This window comes from Bacillus sp. AFS037270, from assembly GCF_002585305.1.
Genome location: NZ_NUNF01000020.1, coordinates 43,540 through 66,690 on the forward strand (window position 1 = coordinate 43,540; position 23,151 = coordinate 66,690).

At 37.6% G+C, this 23,151-nt stretch carries 20 protein-coding genes; 14 read left to right on the forward strand and 6 right to left on the reverse strand.

All coding sequences use genetic code 11. The features are described 5' to 3' along the window. Positions 1–79: 79 nt before the first annotated feature. Positions 80–418, reverse strand: a complete 339-nt coding sequence (locus tag COD92_RS10595; RefSeq protein WP_176541314.1) for a replicative helicase loader/inhibitor — start codon at positions 416–418, stop codon at positions 80–82. A 316-nt stretch (positions 419–734) separates the two neighbouring features. Between COD92_RS10595 and COD92_RS10600 the strand changes: the two genes are divergently transcribed. The 6 genes from COD92_RS10600 to COD92_RS10625 all read left to right on the forward strand — a co-directional run bounded on the left by COD92_RS10600 (position 735) and on the right by COD92_RS10625 (position 6,369). Next, a complete protein-coding gene (locus COD92_RS10600) occupies positions 735–1,643 on the forward strand; it encodes an AEC family transporter (RefSeq protein WP_098531926.1) in 909 nt (302 codons plus the stop codon). Between the two features lie 151 nt (positions 1,644–1,794). Continuing rightward, the gene (locus COD92_RS10605) at positions 1,795–2,574 is read left to right on the forward strand and encodes a Cof-type HAD-IIB family hydrolase (RefSeq protein ID WP_098531927.1); all 780 of its coding nucleotides are present in this window, start codon (positions 1,795–1,797) and stop codon (positions 2,572–2,574) included. A 251-nt stretch (positions 2,575–2,825) separates the two neighbouring features. Next, entirely contained in the window at positions 2,826–3,623 is a 798-nt protein-coding gene (locus COD92_RS10610; protein WP_255286745.1) for a C39 family peptidase, read from the forward strand. A 212-nt stretch (positions 3,624–3,835) separates the two neighbouring features. Next, complete coding sequence (locus COD92_RS10615) at positions 3,836–4,816, forward strand: ABC transporter ATP-binding protein (RefSeq protein ID WP_098531928.1); 981 nt, start codon at positions 3,836–3,838, stop codon at positions 4,814–4,816. Then, positions 4,806–5,579: an ABC transporter permease gene (locus COD92_RS10620; protein WP_098531929.1), complete on the forward strand. Its 774-nt coding sequence runs from the start codon at positions 4,806–4,808 to the stop codon at positions 5,577–5,579. Before COD92_RS10615 ends, COD92_RS10620 begins: the two co-directional genes overlap by 11 nt. A 1-nt stretch (position 5,580) precedes the next feature. After that, positions 5,581–6,369, forward strand: a complete 789-nt coding sequence (locus COD92_RS10625; RefSeq protein ID WP_098531930.1) for an ABC transporter permease — start codon at positions 5,581–5,583, stop codon at positions 6,367–6,369. 270 nt (positions 6,370–6,639) lie between these two features. On the opposite strand, the gene glsA is transcribed toward COD92_RS10625, so the two are convergent. From glsA to COD92_RS10645, 4 genes are all read right to left on the reverse strand, one after another. Beyond that, the gene (gene glsA / locus COD92_RS10630; protein ID WP_098531931.1) at positions 6,640–7,569 is read right to left on the reverse strand and encodes a glutaminase A; all 930 of its coding nucleotides are present in this window, start codon (positions 7,567–7,569) and stop codon (positions 6,640–6,642) included. 232 nt (positions 7,570–7,801) lie between these two features. After that, complete coding sequence (locus COD92_RS10635) at positions 7,802–9,553, reverse strand: SulP family inorganic anion transporter (RefSeq protein WP_098996284.1); 1,752 nt, start codon at positions 9,551–9,553, stop codon at positions 7,802–7,804. After that, on the reverse strand, positions 9,550–9,774 hold the full coding sequence (locus COD92_RS10640) for a hypothetical protein (protein ID WP_098531933.1): 225 nt from the start codon (positions 9,772–9,774) through the stop codon (positions 9,550–9,552). The genes COD92_RS10635 and COD92_RS10640 overlap by 4 nt, the downstream gene beginning before the upstream one ends. 583 nt (positions 9,775–10,357) lie before the next feature. Next, on the reverse strand, positions 10,358–11,275 hold the full coding sequence (locus COD92_RS10645; RefSeq protein WP_098996285.1) for an AraC family transcriptional regulator: 918 nt from the start codon (positions 11,273–11,275) through the stop codon (positions 10,358–10,360). Between the two features lie 205 nt (positions 11,276–11,480). Between COD92_RS10645 and COD92_RS10650 the strand changes: the two genes are divergently transcribed. From COD92_RS10650 to COD92_RS10670, 5 genes are all read left to right on the forward strand, one after another. Beyond that, a complete protein-coding gene (locus tag COD92_RS10650) occupies positions 11,481–12,464 on the forward strand; it encodes an aldo/keto reductase (protein ID WP_098996286.1) in 984 nt (327 codons plus the stop codon). Between the two features lie 36 nt (positions 12,465–12,500). Further along, entirely contained in the window at positions 12,501–13,352 is an 852-nt protein-coding gene (locus tag COD92_RS10655; RefSeq protein ID WP_098996287.1) for an aldo/keto reductase, read from the forward strand. A gap of 347 nt (positions 13,353–13,699) precedes the next feature. Continuing rightward, entirely contained in the window at positions 13,700–14,923 is a 1,224-nt protein-coding gene (locus COD92_RS10660) for a sugar efflux transporter (RefSeq protein ID WP_098996288.1), read from the forward strand. A gap of 346 nt (positions 14,924–15,269) precedes the next feature. Next, entirely contained in the window at positions 15,270–15,680 is a 411-nt protein-coding gene (locus COD92_RS10665) for a helical membrane plugin domain-containing protein (RefSeq protein WP_098531951.1), read from the forward strand. Between the two features lie 36 nt (positions 15,681–15,716). Next, entirely contained in the window at positions 15,717–16,895 is a 1,179-nt protein-coding gene (locus COD92_RS10670; RefSeq protein ID WP_098531938.1) for an NAD(P)/FAD-dependent oxidoreductase, read from the forward strand. A 181-nt stretch (positions 16,896–17,076) separates the two neighbouring features. On the opposite strand, the gene COD92_RS10675 is transcribed toward COD92_RS10670, so the two are convergent. Beyond that, positions 17,077–17,952 carry an AraC family transcriptional regulator gene (locus COD92_RS10675; protein WP_098531939.1) on the reverse strand — a complete coding sequence of 292 codons (876 nt, stop codon included), beginning with the start codon at positions 17,950–17,952 and terminating at the stop codon, positions 17,077–17,079. Positions 17,953–18,104: 152 nt separating this feature from the next. Between COD92_RS10675 and COD92_RS10680 the strand changes: the two genes are divergently transcribed. The 3 genes from COD92_RS10680 to COD92_RS10690 all read left to right on the forward strand — a co-directional run bounded on the left by COD92_RS10680 (position 18,105) and on the right by COD92_RS10690 (position 22,892). Beyond that, the gene (locus COD92_RS10680; protein WP_098531940.1) at positions 18,105–19,118 is read left to right on the forward strand and encodes a zinc-binding alcohol dehydrogenase family protein; all 1,014 of its coding nucleotides are present in this window, start codon (positions 18,105–18,107) and stop codon (positions 19,116–19,118) included. A gap of 62 nt (positions 19,119–19,180) precedes the next feature. Beyond that, a complete protein-coding gene (locus COD92_RS10685; protein ID WP_098996329.1) occupies positions 19,181–20,446 on the forward strand; it encodes an MFS transporter in 1,266 nt (421 codons plus the stop codon). A gap of 520 nt (positions 20,447–20,966) precedes the next feature. Then, positions 20,967–22,892, forward strand: coding sequence for an FUSC family protein (locus COD92_RS10690; RefSeq protein ID WP_098996289.1), 1,926 nt, complete (start codon positions 20,967–20,969; stop codon positions 22,890–22,892). Positions 22,893–23,151 lie beyond the last annotated feature (259 nt).

Here is a 23,151-nt window from a genome sequence, read left to right on the forward strand (position 1 = left end):
TGCATAGAATAGCTCCTATGCGATTTCATTAATCAGTGGAGGAGACAAAAAGAACGCTCCTAAAAGGATGCGTTTTGCTTCAGATAGATTTTCTTGTGGAATATTCGGCAAGCCACTCAGGTATTGGAATTCGTTTTGTCTGTTTAGGTTCGCGTTCAATTCTCTCACGTCCTTTTTTCAGCCATTCTTGTAATGTTGCTGGATAATCAGTTTCTTCGCAAGGGAATACGGCAATGTCGGCAATCGCAGGAGGAAAAGGACTTTTTCTAATGTGGTTTTTCAGCTTCGCCATCACCTGTTTATAGTCCATTTCAGAACAAACTTGGAACCATAGCAGAACCGTCTCGTCCTTCACCAAGAAGTGGGAATAAACCGATTCAATTAGTGTTAATAGTTTCACTACCTCTTCTTTCGTCATTGCCATTCCTCCTGTACCACAATTTTACCTTCCTGAAATTTGCGTTCAACTGGTTCAAACATTGAATCTTTGCTTTTGGGGTTGTTTACCTTCTTTCTCCGTCTTTAGTAATGTCCTTATGGACTTTTCGTAATACATTTTTCTCTAATATTTCCATTCTTCTTTCTGAAATCTAAAAAGGACAGAGTCAAAAAAATTTTTATAGTTTGGTTATATTAACTTTTTCTAGATTTCCAAGAACACCAATTGCTTACATCGATGTTAAATTTAAAAAGGTAGTTATGTACAAAAATCAAAAGAGGAGCATACTTTTCAAATGAACCAGAAATTTCTTTATATTATCGTCATCATTGCCCTGGGGTATCTATTAAAACGTTTCAATATTTTACAAGAAAAAGATGGACAAGTTATCTCGAAAATTATATTTAAGATAACTCTCCCTGCATTAGTCATTGTTACATTTGATTCTGTAAAAATAGAAATTTCTTTAATTTTAATTCCTATTATTGTCCTTATATATGGTGTAGTTACCACATGTCTTGGCTTATGGGTATTTAAAAAGGAGGAAAGGGAACTTAAGGGTTCATTTATGATCATGTCTTCAGGATATAATGTCGGCCTCTTTGCTTTTCCTCTTGTCTATGCGATTTGGGGGATGAGTGGATTAACATATTTTAGTATGTTTGATGTAGGAACATCATTCCTTGTCTTTGGAATTGCCTATATTTTAGGAAGTTATTTTTCAGAAGAAGGGTTACGCCTCAGGCCTGTTGAAATTGGAAAAAAACTTAGTAAATCAATTCCTTTAATGACTTATGTAATTGCGAGTATTTTAAATTTCAGTCATATAAAATTACCTGACATGATTATTAATGTGGCGAGTACCATATCGGCAGCCAATATGCCCTTATCCTTATTACTTTTGGGACTCTATTTAAATTTTAAATTTGAGAAAAAATTTATAAAACCGATGTTGAAATTTTTAACTTTTCGATATGGTCTGGGATTACTTGTTGGTTTTACTTTATTTTTTCTTCTTCCAAACGATGATATGTTTCGTTATACGATATTAATCGGCCTCGTACTGCCACTTGCTGCATCATCCATCACCTATAGCGTTGAATTTAAATATAGTATGGAAAGCACACGATTAATAGCAACTATTTCCAACATTACTATTTTAATTAGTATCGTTATCTTGTATATTTTTGCAAACTTTATTTGATGAATCTCTGAGTTCAGGTTAAACTAGTTGAATGATGAACGGATTAATCGTCAGAGTTTTATTTGAGATGAATCTGAGCAGGTCAAAGGGATTTTAATGAAATTGAATTAAATAAGTAAACTAGATTATACATTGAAAGTTGGTAACCAAAATGATGAATCGCAGTATTATTTTTTTTGATATTGATGGAACTTTGCTTAACCATGATAAAAGATTGCCTCTCTCAACGAAAGAATCCATTTTTAAATTAAAAGAACTTGGCCATGAAGTAGCCATTGCAACTGGACGGGCCCCATTTATGTTCGAGGATTTGCGAAAAGAATTAGATATTAATACATATGTTAGTTACAACGGACAATACGTTGTCTTAAAAGGGGAAGAATTATATCGAAATCCATTAAACATTTCATCCCTTGAAAAGCTAACAGAAGCAGCTCTTCATAACAATCATCCTGTCGTCTTTATGGACCATGAGGATATGAGAGCGAACGTGCCAGAGCATACATACATAACAGAGAGCATTGCTACATTAAAAATTGGCCGTTTCCCGACGCATGATCCGCATTATTACAAAGGGCGAGAATTGTTTCAAACGCTTCTTTTTTGTCCAGAAGGGGAAGAAAAACAATACGAGCAGGAGTTTCATGATTTTGATTTTGTGAGATGGCATCCAGTTTCAGTCGATGTACTCCCAAAGGGAGGATCAAAAGCCCAAGGGATTAAAAAGATCGTTGAAAGACTAGGTATTCACCCAGAACGACAATATGCCTTTGGCGATGGACTTAACGATATGGAAATGCTCTCAACCGTACAAAATAGTGTAGCGATGGGGAATGCTGAAGAAAAAGTAAAGTCAGTGGCCAAATATCAAACAAAATCGGTTGAAGAAGATGGAATTTTCCATGGTCTTCAAATGGTGGGTCTTTTATAATTAAATAATGATTAACTTAAAAAAAACGAAAATATATTAGTCAAAAAGTTTCTCAGTTATCACATTGTCCTGTTTTGATTATTAAGTAAAATACATCTCATTAAGGTTAGGCATGAATTCGGTATATACCGGGTTCATGCCTTTTTTTATCATTATACGAAAAAAAATTTTAAGTTTACATTAAGGTTTAGGTGGTAGGATTCGAGTTGTTAGAATGTTTTCGGTTTGGTATAGAGAGAGGGGTATCTTAATTGAAATTAAAAATTCTTGCCGTTTTATGTGCCTTGGGATTACTCATTAGTGTTGGTTATGTGAGAGCACAAAAAACAGATTCTACCACGAATACAACAGAAACTAGTAATGAAACTAAACAAGAAGAACTAAATGGCGCAGTTGAAACTGTTTCCGATACAAATGCAGTCCAGAATGAAGAGCAAGATGAAGTTCAAGTTCAGGATGGAAAAATAGTAATCGATAACGTACCGCAAATCCAACAGATGCCTGAATTACCACGCGGATGTGAGGTAACTAGTCTAGCCATGCTTCTCCAATATGCAGGTGTTTCAGTCGATAAAATGACATTAGCAAAAGAAATAAATACCATTCCTTTCCGTGACCAAAATGGTCTCCATGGAAATCCAAATGTGGGGTTTGTTGGTGATATCTACTCATTTGATAATCCAGGATATGGGGTATACCATAGTCCGATAGCAGATTTAGCTGAATCCTATCTCCCAGGTAGAATAATAGATTTAACAGGTCAAAGTATTGACTCTGTTTATAATATGATAAAACAAGGCTCCCCAGTCTGGGTTATTACCAATTCAAGATTTGCCTCACTTCCTAAAAGTGAATTTTCCGTTTGGAATACGCAATCCGGGAATGTCCAAATTACCTATAGAGAGCATAGTGTTTTAGTTGTAGGTTATGATAACAATTATGTCTATTTGAACGACCCGTTAGCGGATCAACCATATAAGACTGTTTCAAAAGCTAGTTTTGAAGAGTCGTGGATTCAAATGGGGAAACAAGCTGTGAGTTATCAATAGTTATTATTTTAATTAGGAAGAATCTTTATGTGTGAGCAAAAAAAACAAAAAGTATCCTACTATAAATACGAAAGTGCATAACTATTGAACAGTTTATTTAAAAATTACCAACAAGTAGTAAGTAGTTCCTAAATTTTTATGCTTGTAATCCTTCAATTTTAAAACCTATACTTATAGAGTAAATTATTATTTATTTTATCGTTGGAGGAGACATGTCAATTCAAGTTCAAGATTTAAATAAGTCTTTCAGAGTCCATATCAGGCAGGAGGGCTGGACAGAAGCTTTACGCAGTTTATTCAAACGGGAATACCAAACCGTTCATGCAGTGAAGGACGTGTCTTTCAGCATTAATACGGGTGAAATTGTAGGATTTTTAGGGCCAAATGGAGCAGGAAAAACGACCACGATAAAGATGTTAGCCGGTTTGCTGCATCCTACTTCCGGCCAAATCGAAGTGAATGGTTTCAAACCACAGGAACAGAAGAATGAGTACAAAAAAATGATGAGTTTGGTCATGGGGCAGAAAAGTCAATTGATTTGGGATATCCCCCCAATGGAGACTTTTCTAGTAAATAAAAGCGTCTATGAAATTGACGAAAAAGTGTTTCGTCAAACCTTGGATGAACTTGTTGAATTACTAGAATTATCCCCTTTACTTGGTAAACCCGTACGAAATCTAAGTCTCGGTCAACGCATGAAATGCGAATTAGCCGCGTCATTATTACATCGTCCATCGATTCTTTTTTTAGATGAACCGACGATTGGCTTGGATGTGGATACCCAAGAAAAAGTACGCCAATTTATTGCTAAATATAATCGTGAGCACAAAACAACGATTCTACTAACTTCGCATTATATGGGCGATGTCACCGCACTTTGTGAGCGCGTGTTAATCATTAATCATGGGAAACTACTTTATGACGGAGAATTACAAGTTTTAACGGAAAGATTAACTCCATATAAATTGTTAGAGGTTCGTTTTCCTTCAGGCTCACATGGTCGATGGGAGTCATTCGGTGATGTGGTTTCCTTTGAAGATGGGAAATTGACACTTCGAGTCGCACGGGATCGTGTACCGACTATCTCATCTGAACTACTAGCTAATTTTGAAATCAATGACCTAAATATACAAGATCCACCGATGGAAGAAGTGATTACCTTAGCTTTTCAGGAGGAATCACATGATTACTAAATATCGAGCCATTTTACGGATGAAATATGTCGAGATGTTTTCTTATCAGCTATCGACGATGGTCTGGATGTTTGGTACGATGATCCAACCTTTGATTACCATGATGGTGTGGATGAATATTTATCCAGACCAGGGAGATTCTTTTATTTTATATTTTATTTCTTTGATAATGGTAGAGCGCTTGACAAGTGCTTGGGACGTTTGGGAAATGGATCGCCAAATTAGGGAAGGGTCGTTTTCCTATCAAATTGTTCGGCCTTTTCATCCAATTCATTGGGCAATCGCTGAAAATATTGTTTATAAAGGTTTGTTTTTAGTCATTCTTGTGCCTTGTTGGATAATCCTATCCATCTTTATTCCTTCTCTTCAGTTACATCTATCATTCAGCCAATGGGGACTATTTATAGTTGCGCTGTTATTAGGAGCAATTATTCGATTTGCTTTTAGTTTTATGTTTGGCATATTGGGTTTTTGGATGACTAAGGTGACAGCGGTTTATGCCACGTTCGAAACCGTATCCTTATTTATTTCGGGCCGGATTGCGCCGTTTTCTCTTTTACCGCCCCTAGTGAAACAAATCAGTACCTTCTTACCCTATCGTTATATGATTGGATTTCCTTTAGAAATTCTAACAGAAACAGCTGATCGGCAAACCCTGTTGGTAGGATTTATAGGTTCCTCCATTTGGACTGTTCTTCTGATTGTGGCAATAGGTTGGTTATGGAAGGCTGGATTAAAGAAAAATCAGGCGGTGGGAGGATAACATGAGGCGATATTGGCGGATATTTAAAGAATTTTTTCGAACTTGTCTGGTAGAGGAACTTGAATACCGCAGTGAGTTTATAGGAAATCTCTTTTCAAGTTTATTTGGTATTATCGTTTCGATTTTAATGGTGCAAATCTTTTTCTATCAAACGGATCAATTGGGGGGCTGGGCATATGCTGATGTTCTGATTCTTCTTGGTATTTTCAATACTTTGCAAGGGTTGGTTGATTTTGCTCTTCGCCCGAATATGCCGAGACTGCTTTTGCATATTCGAATGGGAACATTAGATTATGTGCTCACAAAACCCGTTGATAGCATGTTTTTCGTGAGTCTGAGGCATCTGGTTTTCTGGCGACTGATTGATGTCCTATTAGGTATTGGACTAATAATCTATGGTCTTGTTCAAAAACATTTTATACCGTCTTTACTTGATGTCGGGTTCTTTTTAATTAGCATCTTTGCTGCTTTATTGATTATTTATTCTTTATGGATGTTATTGATGACCACAGCCTTTTGGGTGATTCGGATGGATGATTTGTCTTTCTTGTTCAGTTCTTTCTTTGAAACAACTAGGTTTCCAATCACCATGTATAAAGGTTGGCTGCGACTGGCTTTAACGTATGTTTTACCCGCCGCATTTCTTACGTTTACTCCGGCAAGTTCTTTAATTGGAAAGTGGAATGGTGGAACAACCGTTGCGTCACTCGTTGTCGCTGTTGTTTTCTTTTGGCTGGCCCGTCGTTTCTGGAAGTTTGCACTGGCGAATTATACTAGTGCGAGTAGTTAAAATAATTGTGGATTATAAGTCCTCTAGGAGAGAGAAAATTGGAGCTACAGGGGTTAAGAACAGTTCATAACCCCTGAAGGAAAAAGATTATTAGAGCTACAGGGGATAAGGACAGTTCTTAACTCCTTAAGGAGATAGTAATTAAGAGTTACAGAGGATAAAAACGGTGTATAACCCTTAAAGGAGAAAAAAATCAGCTGCTACAGCAGTTAAGAGGCACGGATAAACATTCCATGCCTCTTATTTAGCCGTTTTAAGGAAAAACAGCTTTTAAAACATACTCAACCGATAATTTCTAGATAAAAGTTCCAATAGTTTAATTCCAGCCACACTGTTACCTTTTGCATCCAGTGCAGGGCCGAAAATTCCAATTCCAAATTTCCCAGGCACAGCCCCTAGGATACCGCCTGATACGCCACTTTTAGCCGGAATACCAATTTTTATGGCGAATTCTCCTGACGCATTATACATCCCACACGTAACCATAAATGTTTTACAGATTCGTGCTACATCCTCTGGCATAATCTGTTTTCCAGTTAGAGGATCTTTTCCATCCATCGCAAAGATCATTCCGATCCTCCCTAAATCCAGACAATTCATTTCAATGGCACACTGTTTTGTGTATAAATCTAATAATGTTTCAACATCTTCAATGATAATTTTATGCTGCTTAAGAAAATAACATAATGACCGGTTTAAATTAGCTGTTTCGAATTCAGACCGGGCGACTTCCTCACAATAGCCGATGGAAGAGTCGTCGGCCAACTCCCGAATAAAGGCTAATAACCGATTCAACCGATCCTCAACTGAATCACCCTTAATCATGTGGGTGACCACAAGTGCTCCTGCATTGATCATAGGGTTTAACGGTTTGGCTGGTGCCATTGTTTCTAATTTGGCAATCGAATTAAAAGGGTCTCCAGTCGGTTCCATTCCAACCCGTTCAAATACATATTGAAAGCCTCTTTCCATTAAGACAAGAGCCAAGCTTATAACCTTTGAAATACTTTGCAGTGTAATCTTTTTATCAATATCTCCGGCTGAGATACATCTTCCGTCTGGATAATGAATGGCAATGGACAAATCTTCTGGTTTTGCTTTACCCAGCTCGGGAATATAGTCAGCAACCTTGCCATCTTTTGTATATTTTTTTGCTTCATCAACTAATAGTTTTAACTCACCACTTGTTTGACATGGCATAATGCATCACCCATAGTAGTTTTGCCTATGAAATTGCGTTCATACATGATAAAAATTGTTCAATGTATTCATGTTTTATAGAAAATGATTTTTCTGAATGAATTAGATTAAATGACATTAGACAATTTGAGGGATACAAAATTTTATAAACGTGAAGAATTAAAAGACATCCCCTTCCTAATATTACAAGGAAAGGGATTATTGAACTTGAAACCCAGGGCATTAAATCTTATTAGGTTGTTGGTGCCACGATTGAATTTTTAGCTTGTGTTGTCTTTATTGGCTGGTAAGATAATTTTGCGCATTCGCTGAAAGCAAATTGTTTACAGCCTTTACACTTATTAATCTCTAGTTGTGTTAGTGCGGCATTGATAGCTTCACCTGTGTGTTCAAAAATATTTTTTTCGCCTATCTTTTTGTTCAGCCCCGTTGCCCAAAGTAATTCTTTCGGCTGTTCCTGGAGGCCGGAAATCATGACATGTTGTTTTTGGTCCTTTAATTGTTTTACGATTTTGGAGAGGAGTGCTTCTCCTGATGTATCAATGAAGGAAACCTTGCTCATTCTTAATAGAAGAACTCGCGGTTTCGAACAAAGAATCTCTTCAATTTCTTCTTCCAATCGTTCAGTGGTTCCAAAAAATAATGGTCCTTCTAATGTGTAAATATGAATTTGCGGACAGTTAGAACCTTGCTGTACGATTTCTTTTTTCACCAATTTATCAGCCGGGTCCGGCAAAACCTTCGACACTTTCAAAGTCCCGCTCATTTTCCGAACGAATGCCACTAGCGCTAAAATAATTCCTCCGCCGACACCGGTGGTCAGGTCGACAACAACGGTTAATAAGAAGGAAGTGACTAATACAAGCGAATCCATTGTTTTGGTTTTTAAGATATGGAGAAACTCTTTGCGTTCACTCATGTTCCATGCAACAAACATAAGAATCGGTGCCATACTGGCTAATGGAATGGCCGAGGCATATGGTGCGAGCATGACTAATACCATCAATACGACAACTCCGTGTATGACACCGGATAAGGGTGAGAACGCGCCGTTTTTAATATTAGTTGCTGTTCGTGCAATAGCACCTGTAGCTGGGATTCCTCCAAATAAAGGGGTTATCATGTTGGCCAGTCCTTGCGCCATAAGCTCCTTATTACTATTGTGCTTTTCGTTGGTCATACTGTCCGCCACTAAAGCAGATAATAGGGATTCAATTCCACCAAGCATGGCAATAACCAGAGCGGCAGGCAGAAGTTCAATGACTAAACTACCGGTAATCTGTGGAAATTCAAAATTTGGTAGCCCAGTAGGAATGGCTCCATATGTGGAACCAATAGTTGCAACTTGATTCGGAAAGCAATAGGAAGCAATTAAAGTTGAGACAATTATCCCCAACAGTGCTCCAGGAATTTTTGGCATATATTTTGTTGCCAAAAGTAAAATGGCTAGACTAATAAAAGCTACCAAAACACTGTAGACGTTAATGGTATGCAGGTTTAAGAGAATTTCTTTCATGTTTAAGTGAAATGCTTCTTCTTTTTTTAAGTTACTCAGCCCTAAGAAATTGGCAATTTGGCCAGAAAAGATAATCACTGCAATTCCAGCTGTAAACCCGATGGTCACAGGCCGTGGAATAAACTTGATAAATCTCCCTAATTTGAACGCACCCATTAGAAAAATAATCACGCCTGCCAGAAAACCGGCAATCAATAATTTTTCATAACCAAACTGCAGCACCACTCCCAATAATACAGGAACAAAGGCTCCAGTCGGTCCTGCAATTTGATATTTGGATCCGCCAAAAAGAGAGACCAAAATCCCGGAAATGATCGAGGTATAAAGCCCGTATTCCGGTCTTACCCCCGAAGCAATTGCAAAGGCCATTGCTAAAGGAATCGCTACAATTCCAACAATCAATCCAGCAACTACATCTTTTTGAACATGGCCAAGATTATAGCCGTTAAATCGGTTATAATCGATCATTTAAACACCCCGCTTTCAAGATTAGGTGAGTTTGTCCCGTTCGAATGGACCTCATTACGTTTTTTAATCCCATCGCTTTTGGAAGCAATTCTAGTAACCGAGTATTCATACATGAAAGTATGACGTTTTTTTTCTGGAGAATTTGTCGTTTGAAATTCCTGATACTTGTGTTGATTAGCGAGCTCCTTGTTTAAATCTAAGATTCTTGAAATGGTAGACATAGATTTCCCTCCTATTTTTACAAAATAACTTGGCGTAAAACATAACATTCGATGTAATGTTATGTCACACGTATTTACTATAATGGAAAAATGTGAAAAAAATGTTAATAATTTGTAGGTAAATTGTTGCCTTTTTATGTCATGACTATAGTGTTGGGAATCTTAAAAGTAGTTGTTAAATCCCGCTTTAGCTCTAGTACATGACTTGGTATTTTTGAGGAAATTCTACTAGGAATGTTTGGATAGAGAGCACCTAATACGAGTGTATACTGGGGGGGATGCCTATGATCGAGGTAATGAAAGACAAAATGAGAGGTGGCTAGTGGACAAGCGTCCTTCATCGGATCAGGAAAGACAAATAAGAGTAAAGAATTAAGAAGTTGTTAAAACTGGTGAAATTATTAAATTACCAAAAGAAGAAAAAGAAATAAAGAAAATGCAAAGCAACGAGATTAGGAGGGGTTACTGTGAATATCTTCCTATATCGTTGCTTTTTGTGTTCATCAAATGAATAAGCTCCACTTGTTATTCGCTCAACTATAAAGTAAACAATCTTCGGTTAGGGTGCCCCATAACTAGGGAATCAACCATTAATCCTTTGGTCATATTCCATTCTCAAACGTTTGATATCTTCTATAGGCGGAAACCCAAACATACGGGAATATTCACGGCTGAACTGTGACGGACTTTCATAGCCTACCCGGAATGCGACATCCGTTGCATCAGTTGTTTCAGACAATAATAGATGACGGGCCTCCTGCAGTCTCAATTGTTTTTGAAATTGAATCGGGCTCATAGTGGTTACCTCTTTAAAGTGACGATGAAGCGAAGACTCACTCATATTCGCTATTTCCGCAAGTTTCTCAATGCGAATAGACTTAACATAATTTTTCATGATGTGTTCAATCACGTCCTTGACTTGATTGGTAGAGCTTCCTTCGATGGCCATTTGTTCCAACGTGACACCATGCTGCCCTTGCAGAACCCTATAGAGAATTTCCTTCGTGAAGAGAGGAGCAAGCACCGGGATATCTTCTGGATTGTCTAATAAACGAGCTAACCTAATTACTGCTTCCAATAAAGGTACTTCAATGCGGATGACAAACATCGCTCGTTTAGCATTTTCTTTGGGGCCAACTCGAATTCCCATATCCCTTATAACCTCAATGATTTGATTCGGTGTAAATTCAAGTTTGATAGCCAGATATGGAACGTCAGCGGATGCTTCCAAGACTTGTCCTGTAACCGGCAAGTCAACTGATGTAACAAGGTAATCGGAAGGGCCGTAACGAAATTGCTCAATCCCTAGCAAATTCTCCTTCACACCTTGAACAACAATGCACAAGGAAGGCTTATAAACTTTGTGTCTTGGTCCGATATCAGTAGATTGGCGAATGAAAAATAGAGACGGAATTGTGGTCTCGTGAATACCGTCCCGGCCTGTATGCTGCTCTATGAGTTTAGCGAGCTCATCCTGTTTTTTATAGATTTGTTCAGACATAAGTTCCTCCTTACTCCTTCATTCTTGATTGTTCCATTATAATGCATATCCTTCTGGTGCGTAAGTGGGTGTGAGAGGAATAGGCAATCATTTAGGAGGATTTGGATAACGGTTGCTTTTTCATTTGTTGCATAATAAGGAGGAGCTAGAAACAAAAATATTTGGAATTAGAGTACCAATAAGATAAACGAAAGGAAGATTCATAATGCAAAAGCGTAAATTAGGAAAAAACGGCCTGGAAGTTTCTGCTGTCGGGCTTGGTTGCATGGGAATGAGTCATGGTTATGGTCCGGCATCAGACAAGAAAGAAATGATTTCGATGATCCATGAGGCGATTGACCGAGGTGTTACTTTCTTCGACACTGCCGAAGTGTATGGTCCATATGTAAATGAGGAGTTGGTAGGCGAGGCGCTTGCTCCATTCAAGGAAAAAGTGGTCATCGCTACTAAATTTGGCATCCAAATAGTAGATGGAAAACAGGTGCTTGACAGTAACCCGGAGTGTATTAGGAAATCAGTCGAAGGATCGCTAAAACGCCTTAAGATTGATACCATTGACCTTTACTATCAACATCGGGTTGACCCAAATGTACCGATAGAAGAAGTTGCTGGAGTAGTACAAGACCTAATCAAGGAAGGCAAGGTTAAGCATTGGGGACTTTCTGAAGCAGGGGTGAACACCATTCGGCGTGCACACTCGGTTCATCCGCTTACTGCCATTCAGAGTGAGTACTCTATGATGTGGAGAAGTCCTGAAGAAGAACTACTGCCTGCACTTGAAGAGCTTGGAATTGGCTTCGTTCCGTTTAGTCCGTTGGGTAAGGGATTCCTTACCGGAAAAATTGACAAAAATGCCACATTCGATAGTTCCGATTTCCGCAGCATCGTGCCTCGTTTTAAACCTGAGAATATCGAAGCAAATCAGGTTCTGGTCGAACTAATAAAGGAGATCGCAGCAGGGAAGGACCTAGCGCCGGCTCAAATCGCACTAGCATGGGTACTTGCCCAGAAGCCATGGATTGTTCCGATTCCCGGTACACGCAAATTGAAACGTCTGGAAGAAAATCTTGGCGCGGCTGAGGTTGAACTGACCCCCGGGGAACTAAGTGATTTGAACAATGCGCTCTCGAAGATTGAGATTTCCGGAGATCGATATCCGGCAGAATACGCAAATAGAGTGGGCAAATAATAGCTTGTTTAATAAAAATAAACTGGAGGAATTCAAATGCAAAAAGTAACTTTGAACAATAGTGTAGAAATGCCTATACTTGGTTTCGGTGTTTATCAGATTCAAGATGCAAATCAATGTGAACAAAGCGTTTATGACGCTATTTATGCAGGCTATCGACTAATTGATACCGCTGCCTCTTATCTGAATGAAGAAGCAGTTGGCAGAGCAATCAAGCGGAGTGGTGTACCAAGAGAGGAATTGTTTATTACTACAAAACTCTGGGTTCAAGATACTGGTTATGAGAGCACAAAGAAAGCTTTCGGAAAATCACTGGAAAGACTGCAATTGGATTATTTGGATTTGTATTTAATTCATCAGCCGTTTGGTGATATATACGGTTCTTGGCGTGCGATGGAAGAATTGTACCGTGAGGGAAAAATCAGGGCCATTGGTGTTAGTAACTTCCAGAATGATCGTCTGGTAGATTTGATTATTCATAATGAAATCACCCCAGCCGTAAACCAGGTTGAAACGCATCCTTTCTGCCAGCAAATAGAAAGTGCTAAACTGATGAAAGAGCACCATGTTCAGATAGAGTCCTGGGGACCTTTTGCTGAAGGAAGAAATAACATGTTCCAAAACGAAGTTTTAGTATTATTAGCCGAAAAGTATAATAAATCAGTTGCCCAGGTGATTTTACGTTGGTTGACCCAAAGAGAAGTAGTGGTGATTCCAAAGTCTGTTCATAAGGAAAGAATCATCGAAAACTTCGATATTTTTGACTTTGAATTAAGCCAAGAGGATATGGAGACAATTGCTACATTAGATACGAATAAGAGCCTGTTTTTCTCCCATAACGATCCCGAAATTGTAAAATGGATCGGTACCCGTAAAATAGATATTTAATGTTTTTTCTTTTGTAAAACAACGATATTTTTCTATCACATTATAGATTGTGTTAGTCCACTACCAGAAGATAATTAACAATTATGATTAATTTGTTTAAAAATGAACAAATTGAGGTCATTTAACAATTGTAAGGATCTAAGTACTATTTATAATGTAGTTATATGAAATTAATAATGTGAATTCAGGATTGTTACTGGTGTACTCAGGCAAAACCCGATTGGATTGTTACTGGTTATCCAGGCAAAACCTAAATCGCTAAAATTAAGGGCTTTTTAAGCCTTCAATTTTAGTGGTTTAGGTTTTTCTTTTAGGAAAGAATCTCGAATTTAAGGGGGGACTAAAATTTGTACACACGGTTAAAAAAACTGTTTGATATTAAAGATTATAGTTTATTCGTTATTTGTATGCTGCTGGTCGGTATCGGAATTTCGATTACCATGCCGTATCTTTCCCTGTATTCTACAGAAGATTTGGGAATGAGTGCGGCAGCCTTTGGAGTTTTCATGGCTGTGAGTTCAATAAGCGGCTTGGTGGTAAACTCGCTTATTGCTAAACGGTCCGATAGTGGTCTTAATCGAAAATGGATTATTATTGTAGCCATGCTTTCATCTGCTTTGGGATATACTTCTTATTTAGTATTTCATAACTACTTTATTCTGCTTATGACCGTCTCTCTCTTTAATGGATTAGGAGCTGCTGCTATGCCGCAAATCTACGCCTACGCACAGGAGTCGGCAAATGCAAGCAAATCCGATGACATTACGTTTGCAATGTCAACATTACGTTCGCTTGTCTCACTTGGATTCCTTGTGGGGCCATTAGGCGGTACCTTCATTTTGGGGGTTTTTGGATACAAAGGACTCTTTCTGGGAACATCCGCCATTTTTCTAACCATCGCATCGCTTGTATTCATTTTTCTGCAAAAACGAAAGGTGGTTCCAAGCAAAACTAGGAAGAAACAAAGTCCAGTAAGTACTTCTTCACTGAAAAACAGACAGATTAGACAGCCGCTTCTCGCATTTATTTTTCTGTTTGCTGTAAATGCGATTAACGGGATCAACACACCTTTGTTTATTGTCAATGAACTCCATGGCACACATACAGATGTGGGATTGGTGGTTAGTGTTTGTGCTGGTATGGAAATTCCGATTATGCTTGTGCTCGGTGCCATGAGCAAAAAAATATCGAATCATGCCCTTATGATGATTGGCTGCTTGATTGCAGTTATCTACTATACGATCTTAAGCGTATCGAACCATTCCTGGCAGCTGATAGCAGCCCAGCTTTTGCAAGCTACCTATGTGGCTATTGTTATGGGAAATGGATTAAGCTATTTTACGGATCTTCTGCCCAATTCACCAGGCCAATCTGCGACTATTTATTCAAACGGCTCTACAATGGGGAGGTTAGTGGGGAATTTGGGAGGTGGAATGATAGCCCAGCTTGCGGGATTTCGTTCTGTTAATTTGGTGTGTCTCGTTATCGTAATTGTCTCGTTCATTATCTTATGGCGAGCAAGACCTCACAGGGACATGGAAGTGAAAACAGGACACACCCAATCCATATAGTTATAGACTAGCAATTTAAAGGGATAAGAACAAGATAGACGGATGGGTTAACCATCCGTTTTTATAGTGTTTCTATGGTTGTTTAGACTATTATTCAGAAAGTTATGAAATAATTGTAAAAGGATGAATCCTTGAAAAAAATCCTAAATTACTCTATCATAATAACTTGTTAGTTAATAATTTTAATATAGTGTTTATATTGTTTAGGAGAAAAAAGCTGGCAGGAATAGATAATTAAATCTAATGGTCTTTTATTTATTGTACATATCGGCCATTCTATTAATGGGATATTACTAGCCAAATTCTTAACAGCCTATCGAAAGGGGAATAAGATATGTTAGAAGTTATGGACAGACCAAAGTCAGAACCAACTAAAGCAGAACAACTTGATGTACTCGATCAGTTGCTAAAGCCGGAGGTTCAGGAATCATTGACCGCATTAGTAGAACAGCTTCCAAAATTGACCGAACTTGTGAATATATTAACAAAGTCATACGACTTCGCTCAGTCAGTTGCAACAGATGAAGTATTAAAAAATGATACAATTGGAGCCATTACAGAGATTGTAGAACCTATTAAAGATACAGTGAAAAACGTAGCTGCTACTGCAATTGAAGCAAAAGATCGTGCTGAAGAAAGTAATGAAGTGATCGGTTTATTTGGACTTTTGAAAATGATTAAAGACCCTCAAGCTCAAAAACTTTTCCGTTTCATTAACGCTTATCTTGAGGTTTCGGCAGAACGCTCAGCGAAATAATTTTAACAGTACATCCATAGAGACGGGGGAGAGACTATGTCAAAGAAAGTTGTTATTTTAGGTGCCGGATATGGCGGACTATTAGCTGCTATTAATATTCGTAAATATTTAAATAAAGATCAAGCACAAGTTACTGTGGTTAATCAGTACCCTACACATCAAATTATCACAGAACTTCATCGTTTGGCAGCAGGAAGTGTTGCAGAACAGGCAGTGGCCATGCCTTTAGCGAAGCTTTTCAAAGGAAAAGATATTGAGCTTAAAATCGCAAAGGTTGAGTCATTTTCAGTAGATCAAAAAGAAGTAAAACTTTCAGATGGATCTACTTTATCCTATGATGCGTTAGTCGTGGCTTTAGGAAGCAAAACAGCTTACTTCGGTATTCCAGGATTAGAAGAAAACAGCATGGTGTTAAAATCAGCTGAGGATGCGAATAAAATCTATCAACATATCGAAGAACGGATCGCTGAATATGCAAAAAAGAAAAATGAAGCAGACGCAACGATTCTTATCGGCGGCGGTGGTTTAACCGGTGTTGAGTTGGTTGGAGAAATCGCTGATATCATGCCTAAACTTGCTAGAAGCTATGGTGTGGATCCAAAAGAAGTAAAGCTGCTTTTAGTAGAAGCAGGCCCTAAAATCTTACCTGTTTTACCAGATCCATTAATTGAACGAGCTACTGCGAGTTTAGAAGCACGTGGTGTTCAATTCTTAACTGGACTTCCTGTAACTAATGTAGAAGGAAATGTCATTGATTTAAAAGATGGACAAAAAATTACCGCTAATACGTTCGTTTGGACTGGCGGAGTACAGGGTAATCCTCTAGTAGGTCAATCAGGACTTGATGTGGATCGTGGACGCGCAACCGTTAACGAATATCTTCAATCTACTTCACATAAAGACGTATTTGTTGTCGGTGACAGTGCGGTTGTCTTTGGTCCTGAAGGACGGCCATTCCCGCCTACGGCCCAAATTGCTTGGCAAATGGGAGAACAAACAGGCTATAATGTCTTTGCCTTTTTAGAGAACAAAGCTTTTAAAGAGTTCTCTCAAGTTAACTCTGGAACACTTGCAAGCTTGGGACGTAAAGATGCGGTAGCTACCATTGGTGCGAACTCTATTCCACTAAAAGGGATGCCAGCGTCATTAATGAAAGAAGCTAGTAATGTTCGATATTTATCACATATTAAAGCATTGTTCAGTTTAGCTTATTAATACTAACGAAGCTATTTAAGATACTGTTTATAAATACGGGTTTCTCAAAGTAAAGCACCACAGTGTTTCGTCACACTGTGGTTTTTTCTATTTTTTAAATAGAATCTTCGCGCCCGTCCTAAAATAGGTCCTGTACTACTTAAAAAGGTTAAACATTTTTGATAATCAAGTGCTTCAAATGTTATGAATGTGGTATCTTATTCTCTTTTCGATAAGTCGCTGGGGTCATTTCCATATATTTTTTAAAGATTCTATGAAAATGGGTTATGCTTTCAAATCCACACATTTCGGCAATCAAGGAAACTTTTTGATTTGTTTTTAGTAATAGTTCTTTAGCCTTGATAACTCTTTTATGATTCAAATAAACGGTCAATCCCATCCCAGTTGTTTGTTTAAATACTCTACTAAAATGGGAAGTACTGACTAGGGCCTCGTTGGCAAGTTCGGTCAGGGTTAATGGATGACTTAAATTGTTATTAATATAGACTAAAATTTCTTTAATCCAATCTGGTCCATAAGTGTTAGATTCCACTATGTGTTGTTTATTGTCGATGTGGGCGCGATATAATTCAAGTATGATTTGGTGAACAATTAGCAATGAGGCATGCCTAGAACCCAGTTCATTTTTTATAGTTTCTTGAGATATGTTTAAAAGTTGTTGTTCTATTTTTTTTTGATGCTCAATTTGCAGGGATATTTTATAATGTTTAATTTTCGCTGCCATCTCAAACAAATTTAAATAAGAAAAAGAATCATCAAGTAAGACATTATAAAGTAATGTTGGGCTAAAAAATATAATGGTAGATGTCACAGGTTCATCCTTATCAGGCATTGCACGATGGATGGTATTGTTTGGGATAAGGAATATATCACCCTTTTTCATGTCATAGAAAATGTCATCGATGAAAAAAGCCCCTTTTCCACTATAGACATAAACAATTTCATAATAATCATGAATATGGTCAGGCAGTTCTTTTTGTGGGCTTTTGGTATCTTGGTAGATAAAAGAAAAAGGAAATAACAAGTTATTGTTTGAAAATTTTTGAACGCTTTTCATTAGATATCACCTAAATAAATCGTACGTCAAAAAAGGGTATAAATAAAGCAATAAATGTAATTTTTATTTCAAATATTGATGATAAGATGGAGGGGAGTTCAAAATGAAAAGGCTTTCTAATTTTTAAAATTAAAAGGAGTGTTACCCCCAAAATGAAAAGTATAGTCTGTAACCAACCAAATCAATTTAAAATGGTAGAAGTGGAACCTCCTGTACTTAAAACGGGAGAAGCTTTAGTTCATATTCGCCGCATTGGCATTTGTGGAACTGATTACCATGCATACAGAGGCAACCAACCCTTTTTTAGCTATCCTCGTGTACTCGGTCATGAACTTTCTGGTCAAATTGAATCTATAGGGGAAAACTCTTGTGGATTAAAGGAAGGAGATCAAGTTTCAGTTATTCCCTACATGGAATGTGGTGAATGTATTGCTTGTAGAAATGGCAAAACAAACTGCTGTACGGATATGAAAGTATTAGGTGTCCACATTGAAGGTGGAATGAGTGAATGGATTACAGTTCCTTACAATCATTTAATTAAAACCAATGGGCTTACACTAGATCAATCTGCAATGATTGAACCTTTAAGTATAGGTGCACATGCCATTAGACGTTCTTCACTTAAAAAAGGGGAATACGTTCTAGTAATTGGTGCCGGACCTATTGGATTAGGGGTAATGGCTTTTGCTAAGCAAGAGGAAGCTAAAGTGATAGCAATGGATGTAAACCAAGAACGTTTGGAGTTTTGTCGTAAATGGGCCAAAGTAGATTTTACAGTGAACGCATTGGAAAATCCATTGGAGACTATAAATGAAATAACAAGAGGAGAAATGCCAACAGCTGTATTTGATGCAACCGGAAATGGTAATTCCATGACGGATGCGTTTAACTATCCTGCACATGGTGGAAAATTAATCTACGTTGGTTTAACTAAAGGTAATATTTTATTCAATGATCCTGATTTTCATAAAAAAGAACTTACATTAATGGGAAGTCGTAACGCTACTCGAGAAGATTTTGAATATGTAGTAAATGCAATAAAAAGTGGTGGAGTGGATATTGATTCGTATATTACCCATCGTGCAAGCATTGATGAGATGATCAATCAATTTGAAGGGTGGTTAGCCCCTGAGGCCAAAGTAATAAAGGCTATTGTTGAAGTATAGTTAAATTATGAATTACGTGAAAGCGGTAACAAAATAATAGGGGGTATATGATGCTATCAAAAATGTTCTCAAAAGATAAACTACCTGTACTGATTTTATTATTCGTAGCTGGCGTAATTAATTATCTTGACCGATCTGCCTTATCCATTGGTGCTCCTTTTATTAAGGAAGATTTACATTTATCAGCAACCCAGATGGGAATTATTTTTAGTAGTTTTTCAGTTGGATATGCAATTTTCAATTTTATAGGCGGGATGGCTTCTGATAAATATGGTGCCAAACTTACTTTGTTCGTTGCAATGATTGTTTGGTCATTATTTAGTGGTGCTATTGCATTAGCAGTCGGATTTACTAGTTTAATTGTCATTCGTGTTTTATTCGGTATGGGGGAAGGGCCGCTTTCGGCAACCATCAGTAAAATGGTCAATAACTGGTTTCCAGCTGACCAACGTGCGTCTGCTGTTGGTTTAACGAATAGTGGAACACCACTTGGCGGTGCCATTTCAGGTCCGATTGTAGGGTTTATCGCCATTACATTCAGCTGGAAAATATCATTTCTTTTAATAATGTTTATTGGTCTTGTTTGGGCGGTTTTTTGGTGGAAATTTGTGAAGGAAAAGCCCGCCGCCTCTAAAGAAAAGTCATCTGTTGTAAATATCAACCATGTTTCACAGCAAAGACGCCCATTAACTTTTTATTTGAAACAAAAAACGGTATTATTTACTGCATTTGCGTTCTTTTCCTATAACTATATTTTATTCTTCTTCTTAACCTGGTTCCCAAGTTATTTGGTAGATTCCCGCCATATGGATGTAAAGGACATGAGTGTTATTACAATGATTCCATGGATTGTAGGATTCATCGGTCTTGCCTCTGGCGGATTTGTTTCAGATTTTGTTTTTAAAAAGTTTACCAACAAAGGTGTTTTATTCTCAAGAAAAGTTGTGCTAGTCACTTGTCTATTTATTTCAGCTGTTTGTATTGGCTGTGCCGGCCTTGTAACAACCACAGTCAGTGCCGTAACATTAGTTGCCCTGTCCGTCTTTTTCCTTTACTTGACAGGAGCCATTTACTGGGCAATCGTCCAGGATGTTGTGGAGCAAAGCAGTGTGGGTTCAGTCGGTGGATTTATGCACTTTTTAGCCAATACAGCTGGGATAATTGGACCTGCTTTAACAGGGTACCTTGTGGATCAATCTGGTTCGTTCACATCAGCCTTTTTATTAGCAGGCGGGTTGGCTATTTTTGCTTCCTTATCAGTAATCCGTTTTGTTCGTCCAATTAAGTATGCAAGTCCTAACAAGGAATCTGTAAAGATCACAGTTTAAATACTAAAAGTTTAGTTTTTATCTTTTTTAAAATTAAAGCAAGCGCTTTAAATTTGACTCGATGGAAAGAATGGTCAGCTCCTCTAATTTTTATTCTGTAAATTAAATCTGCTTAAGAAGCGAATTTTGTACCTAAACACTCTTTTTGAAGAGTAAATCAGTGCAAGCTATGGCTATAAGAATAGAAGTGTCTAACAAACCGGCTATCCATTGGGCAGTCGGTTTTGTTTATATATGTTTAGAAGGTATGAGGCATTACTTTGTAGGCTAGATATGTCTGACTGCAAATCCACAGGATTGGTGGAATTTTTTAATTCTCTCTAACAGTTTAATTTTTAAAACCTTTATTTTACAAAAAATAATTTGGGAAATATTGACATGAAAAAGGCCGAGGAAGAGACTTCACTTGGGTTTTATTTCTAGTTGGGAGATAATAATCTAGGAGTAGCATTTTAACTTAATTAAATAATAATAATGAAAATCGTATTTTGTATTAGTTATTAAGAAAGAAGTGAAAAGTATGCAAGAAAAGTCCTTTAAATCCCCATCCATGATAAACCAGGCTTTGTCTGTTAATAAAAAGCCTTTTCCTTGGTTAAAGGCATTTTCTGCAGGGATAGCAGCATCATTGCCAATTCTAATTGGATTACTATTAGATCAATTAGAATATGGGTTGATAGCTGGCATGGGTGGTTTTACCTATCTTTACGTTTTTAATATACCCTATGCTCAACGGGCTAAAAAGATTTTTATTATTGTACTTGCTTTATCATTACTTACTGCACTAGGTACACTTGTTGCTCCATATCCACTTGCAATTGCTATTTTAATGGGGGTAATTGGAGCTGTTGCCATATTTATTTTTGGAGCTTTAAGAATTGCAGGTCCTTCGGCAATCTTTCTTGTACTCGTTTTTGCAATGACAACTGGTATGCCTGTTGATCCAGGATCTGCTCCTTTACGAGCAGGACTTGTTTTCCTTGGCGGGAGTCTGTCTTGGATCATAGCGATGGTTGGTTATTTCTTTCATCCGCATGGTCCAGAAACTGGTGTTATGAGAAGGGCTTTAATTGAACTGTCTGCCTTTATCGATTCAGTTGGAACGGAGCGTTTTAATGAGTCAAGACATCGTGTGATGTCAGTCTTAAACGAAGCGGATGAAACACTTGCATCAGGTTATATCTCTTGGAGACAAACAGACCTTTTTAAACGATTATATGTTTTAAATACTTCTGCCCATTCGATTTTTACTTACATACTTGAAAATTTTTCAGAACATGATACGAAATTACCACCAGAATTAGGGCAATCTCTCCGAAAAACGGCTCTATCGTTAGACGGGAAGAGTAAGATAAAAATCGTTGCAGGGGAAATCTTGCAACCAGATGAGATGGATGATCGTATTGCTTACTTGTTTAAATTAATTTATGATGCAGATGCTATCATGAACGAACCAACTTCCAAAATAAATAAAGTGGTTGAATTCTCTAAGCCCTCCATTAAGACGGTCCTTGGGGGTGCATTTGATAAGAATTCCATCATTTTTATTGCTGCTTTTCGGTTTGGTATCATAACGATTATTGCGGCTATTATCGCTTTCCAGTTTGGATTTGTACGGTCTTATTGGGTCCCATTATCCTGTGTAGCTGTGATGTCAGGATTCTCCATTGTCGCCACCTTTCATCGTGCCATTCAAAGAGGTATTGGTACATTGCTGGGGATCTTGATTGCCAGCATCATTCTTTCCCTGCATCCTGACGGCTATATTATTGCTTTGTTTGTATTATTATTAACGTTTATTACAGAACTGTTTATTGTAAAAAATTATGGGTTAGCCGCATTGTTTTTTACACCAAATGCTTTACTCATGGCTGAAAGCACGAGTTTGGGGGATTTTGATTTTACTTATTTTGCTTCTGCAAGAATTTTGGATGTTTTGATTGGTAGTATCATTGGACTTATGGGTGTATGGTTAGTGGGAAGAAGATCTGCGTCGAGTCGTCTTCCTCATTTAGTTGCGAAAACCATTCGTAGTCAGGCCCAATTTTTACTTATTTTATTTTCTGATCAAGGAAAGGGATTTAATGCGAGAGAGAGCAGAGAGTTAAAAAAGATGAAAACGAATATCAATAATTTAAAAACCTTGTATAACACAGCATTAGGTGAGATTCCAGCTGATCGAAAAGCATTAGATTATTACTGGACTGTAGTTTTTTCGATTGAACAGCTAGGATATTTACTGGAAAATTGTGCGAAATCAGATAGCCGTCCGTTGCTTTATGAAGATACACTTTCCCAATTACTTTATGTTTGTGAAACAACCGCAATCGCAGCGGGTTTGCAAAGGTCCCCATCTATTAGAAAAGTTCCGGAAATAGAATCTTTCCCAACTATTCAAAAAGAGCTTATTAACTTACAAAAAACACTCCAAAACAGCCCGAAATAATTTTGTAGGACGGAAGATATTGCATGAAACAAAGGCCCATCTATTCATATGGGCCTTTGTTTGTGTTACATAATTGATATGATCCAGAGTTACATTTTTTAATTTATTTTATGTTAGCTTTTCTTACCAATTTTGTTACAACTAGCCATTCTTTCAGTAGAATACAATCATGTTAAACAATAAGTTGTACTTGTAAAACCATAAGTCAGTAGGGAAGGGGGATATATTAGTAAAATAGAATTCAGAACATTCAGTTAAA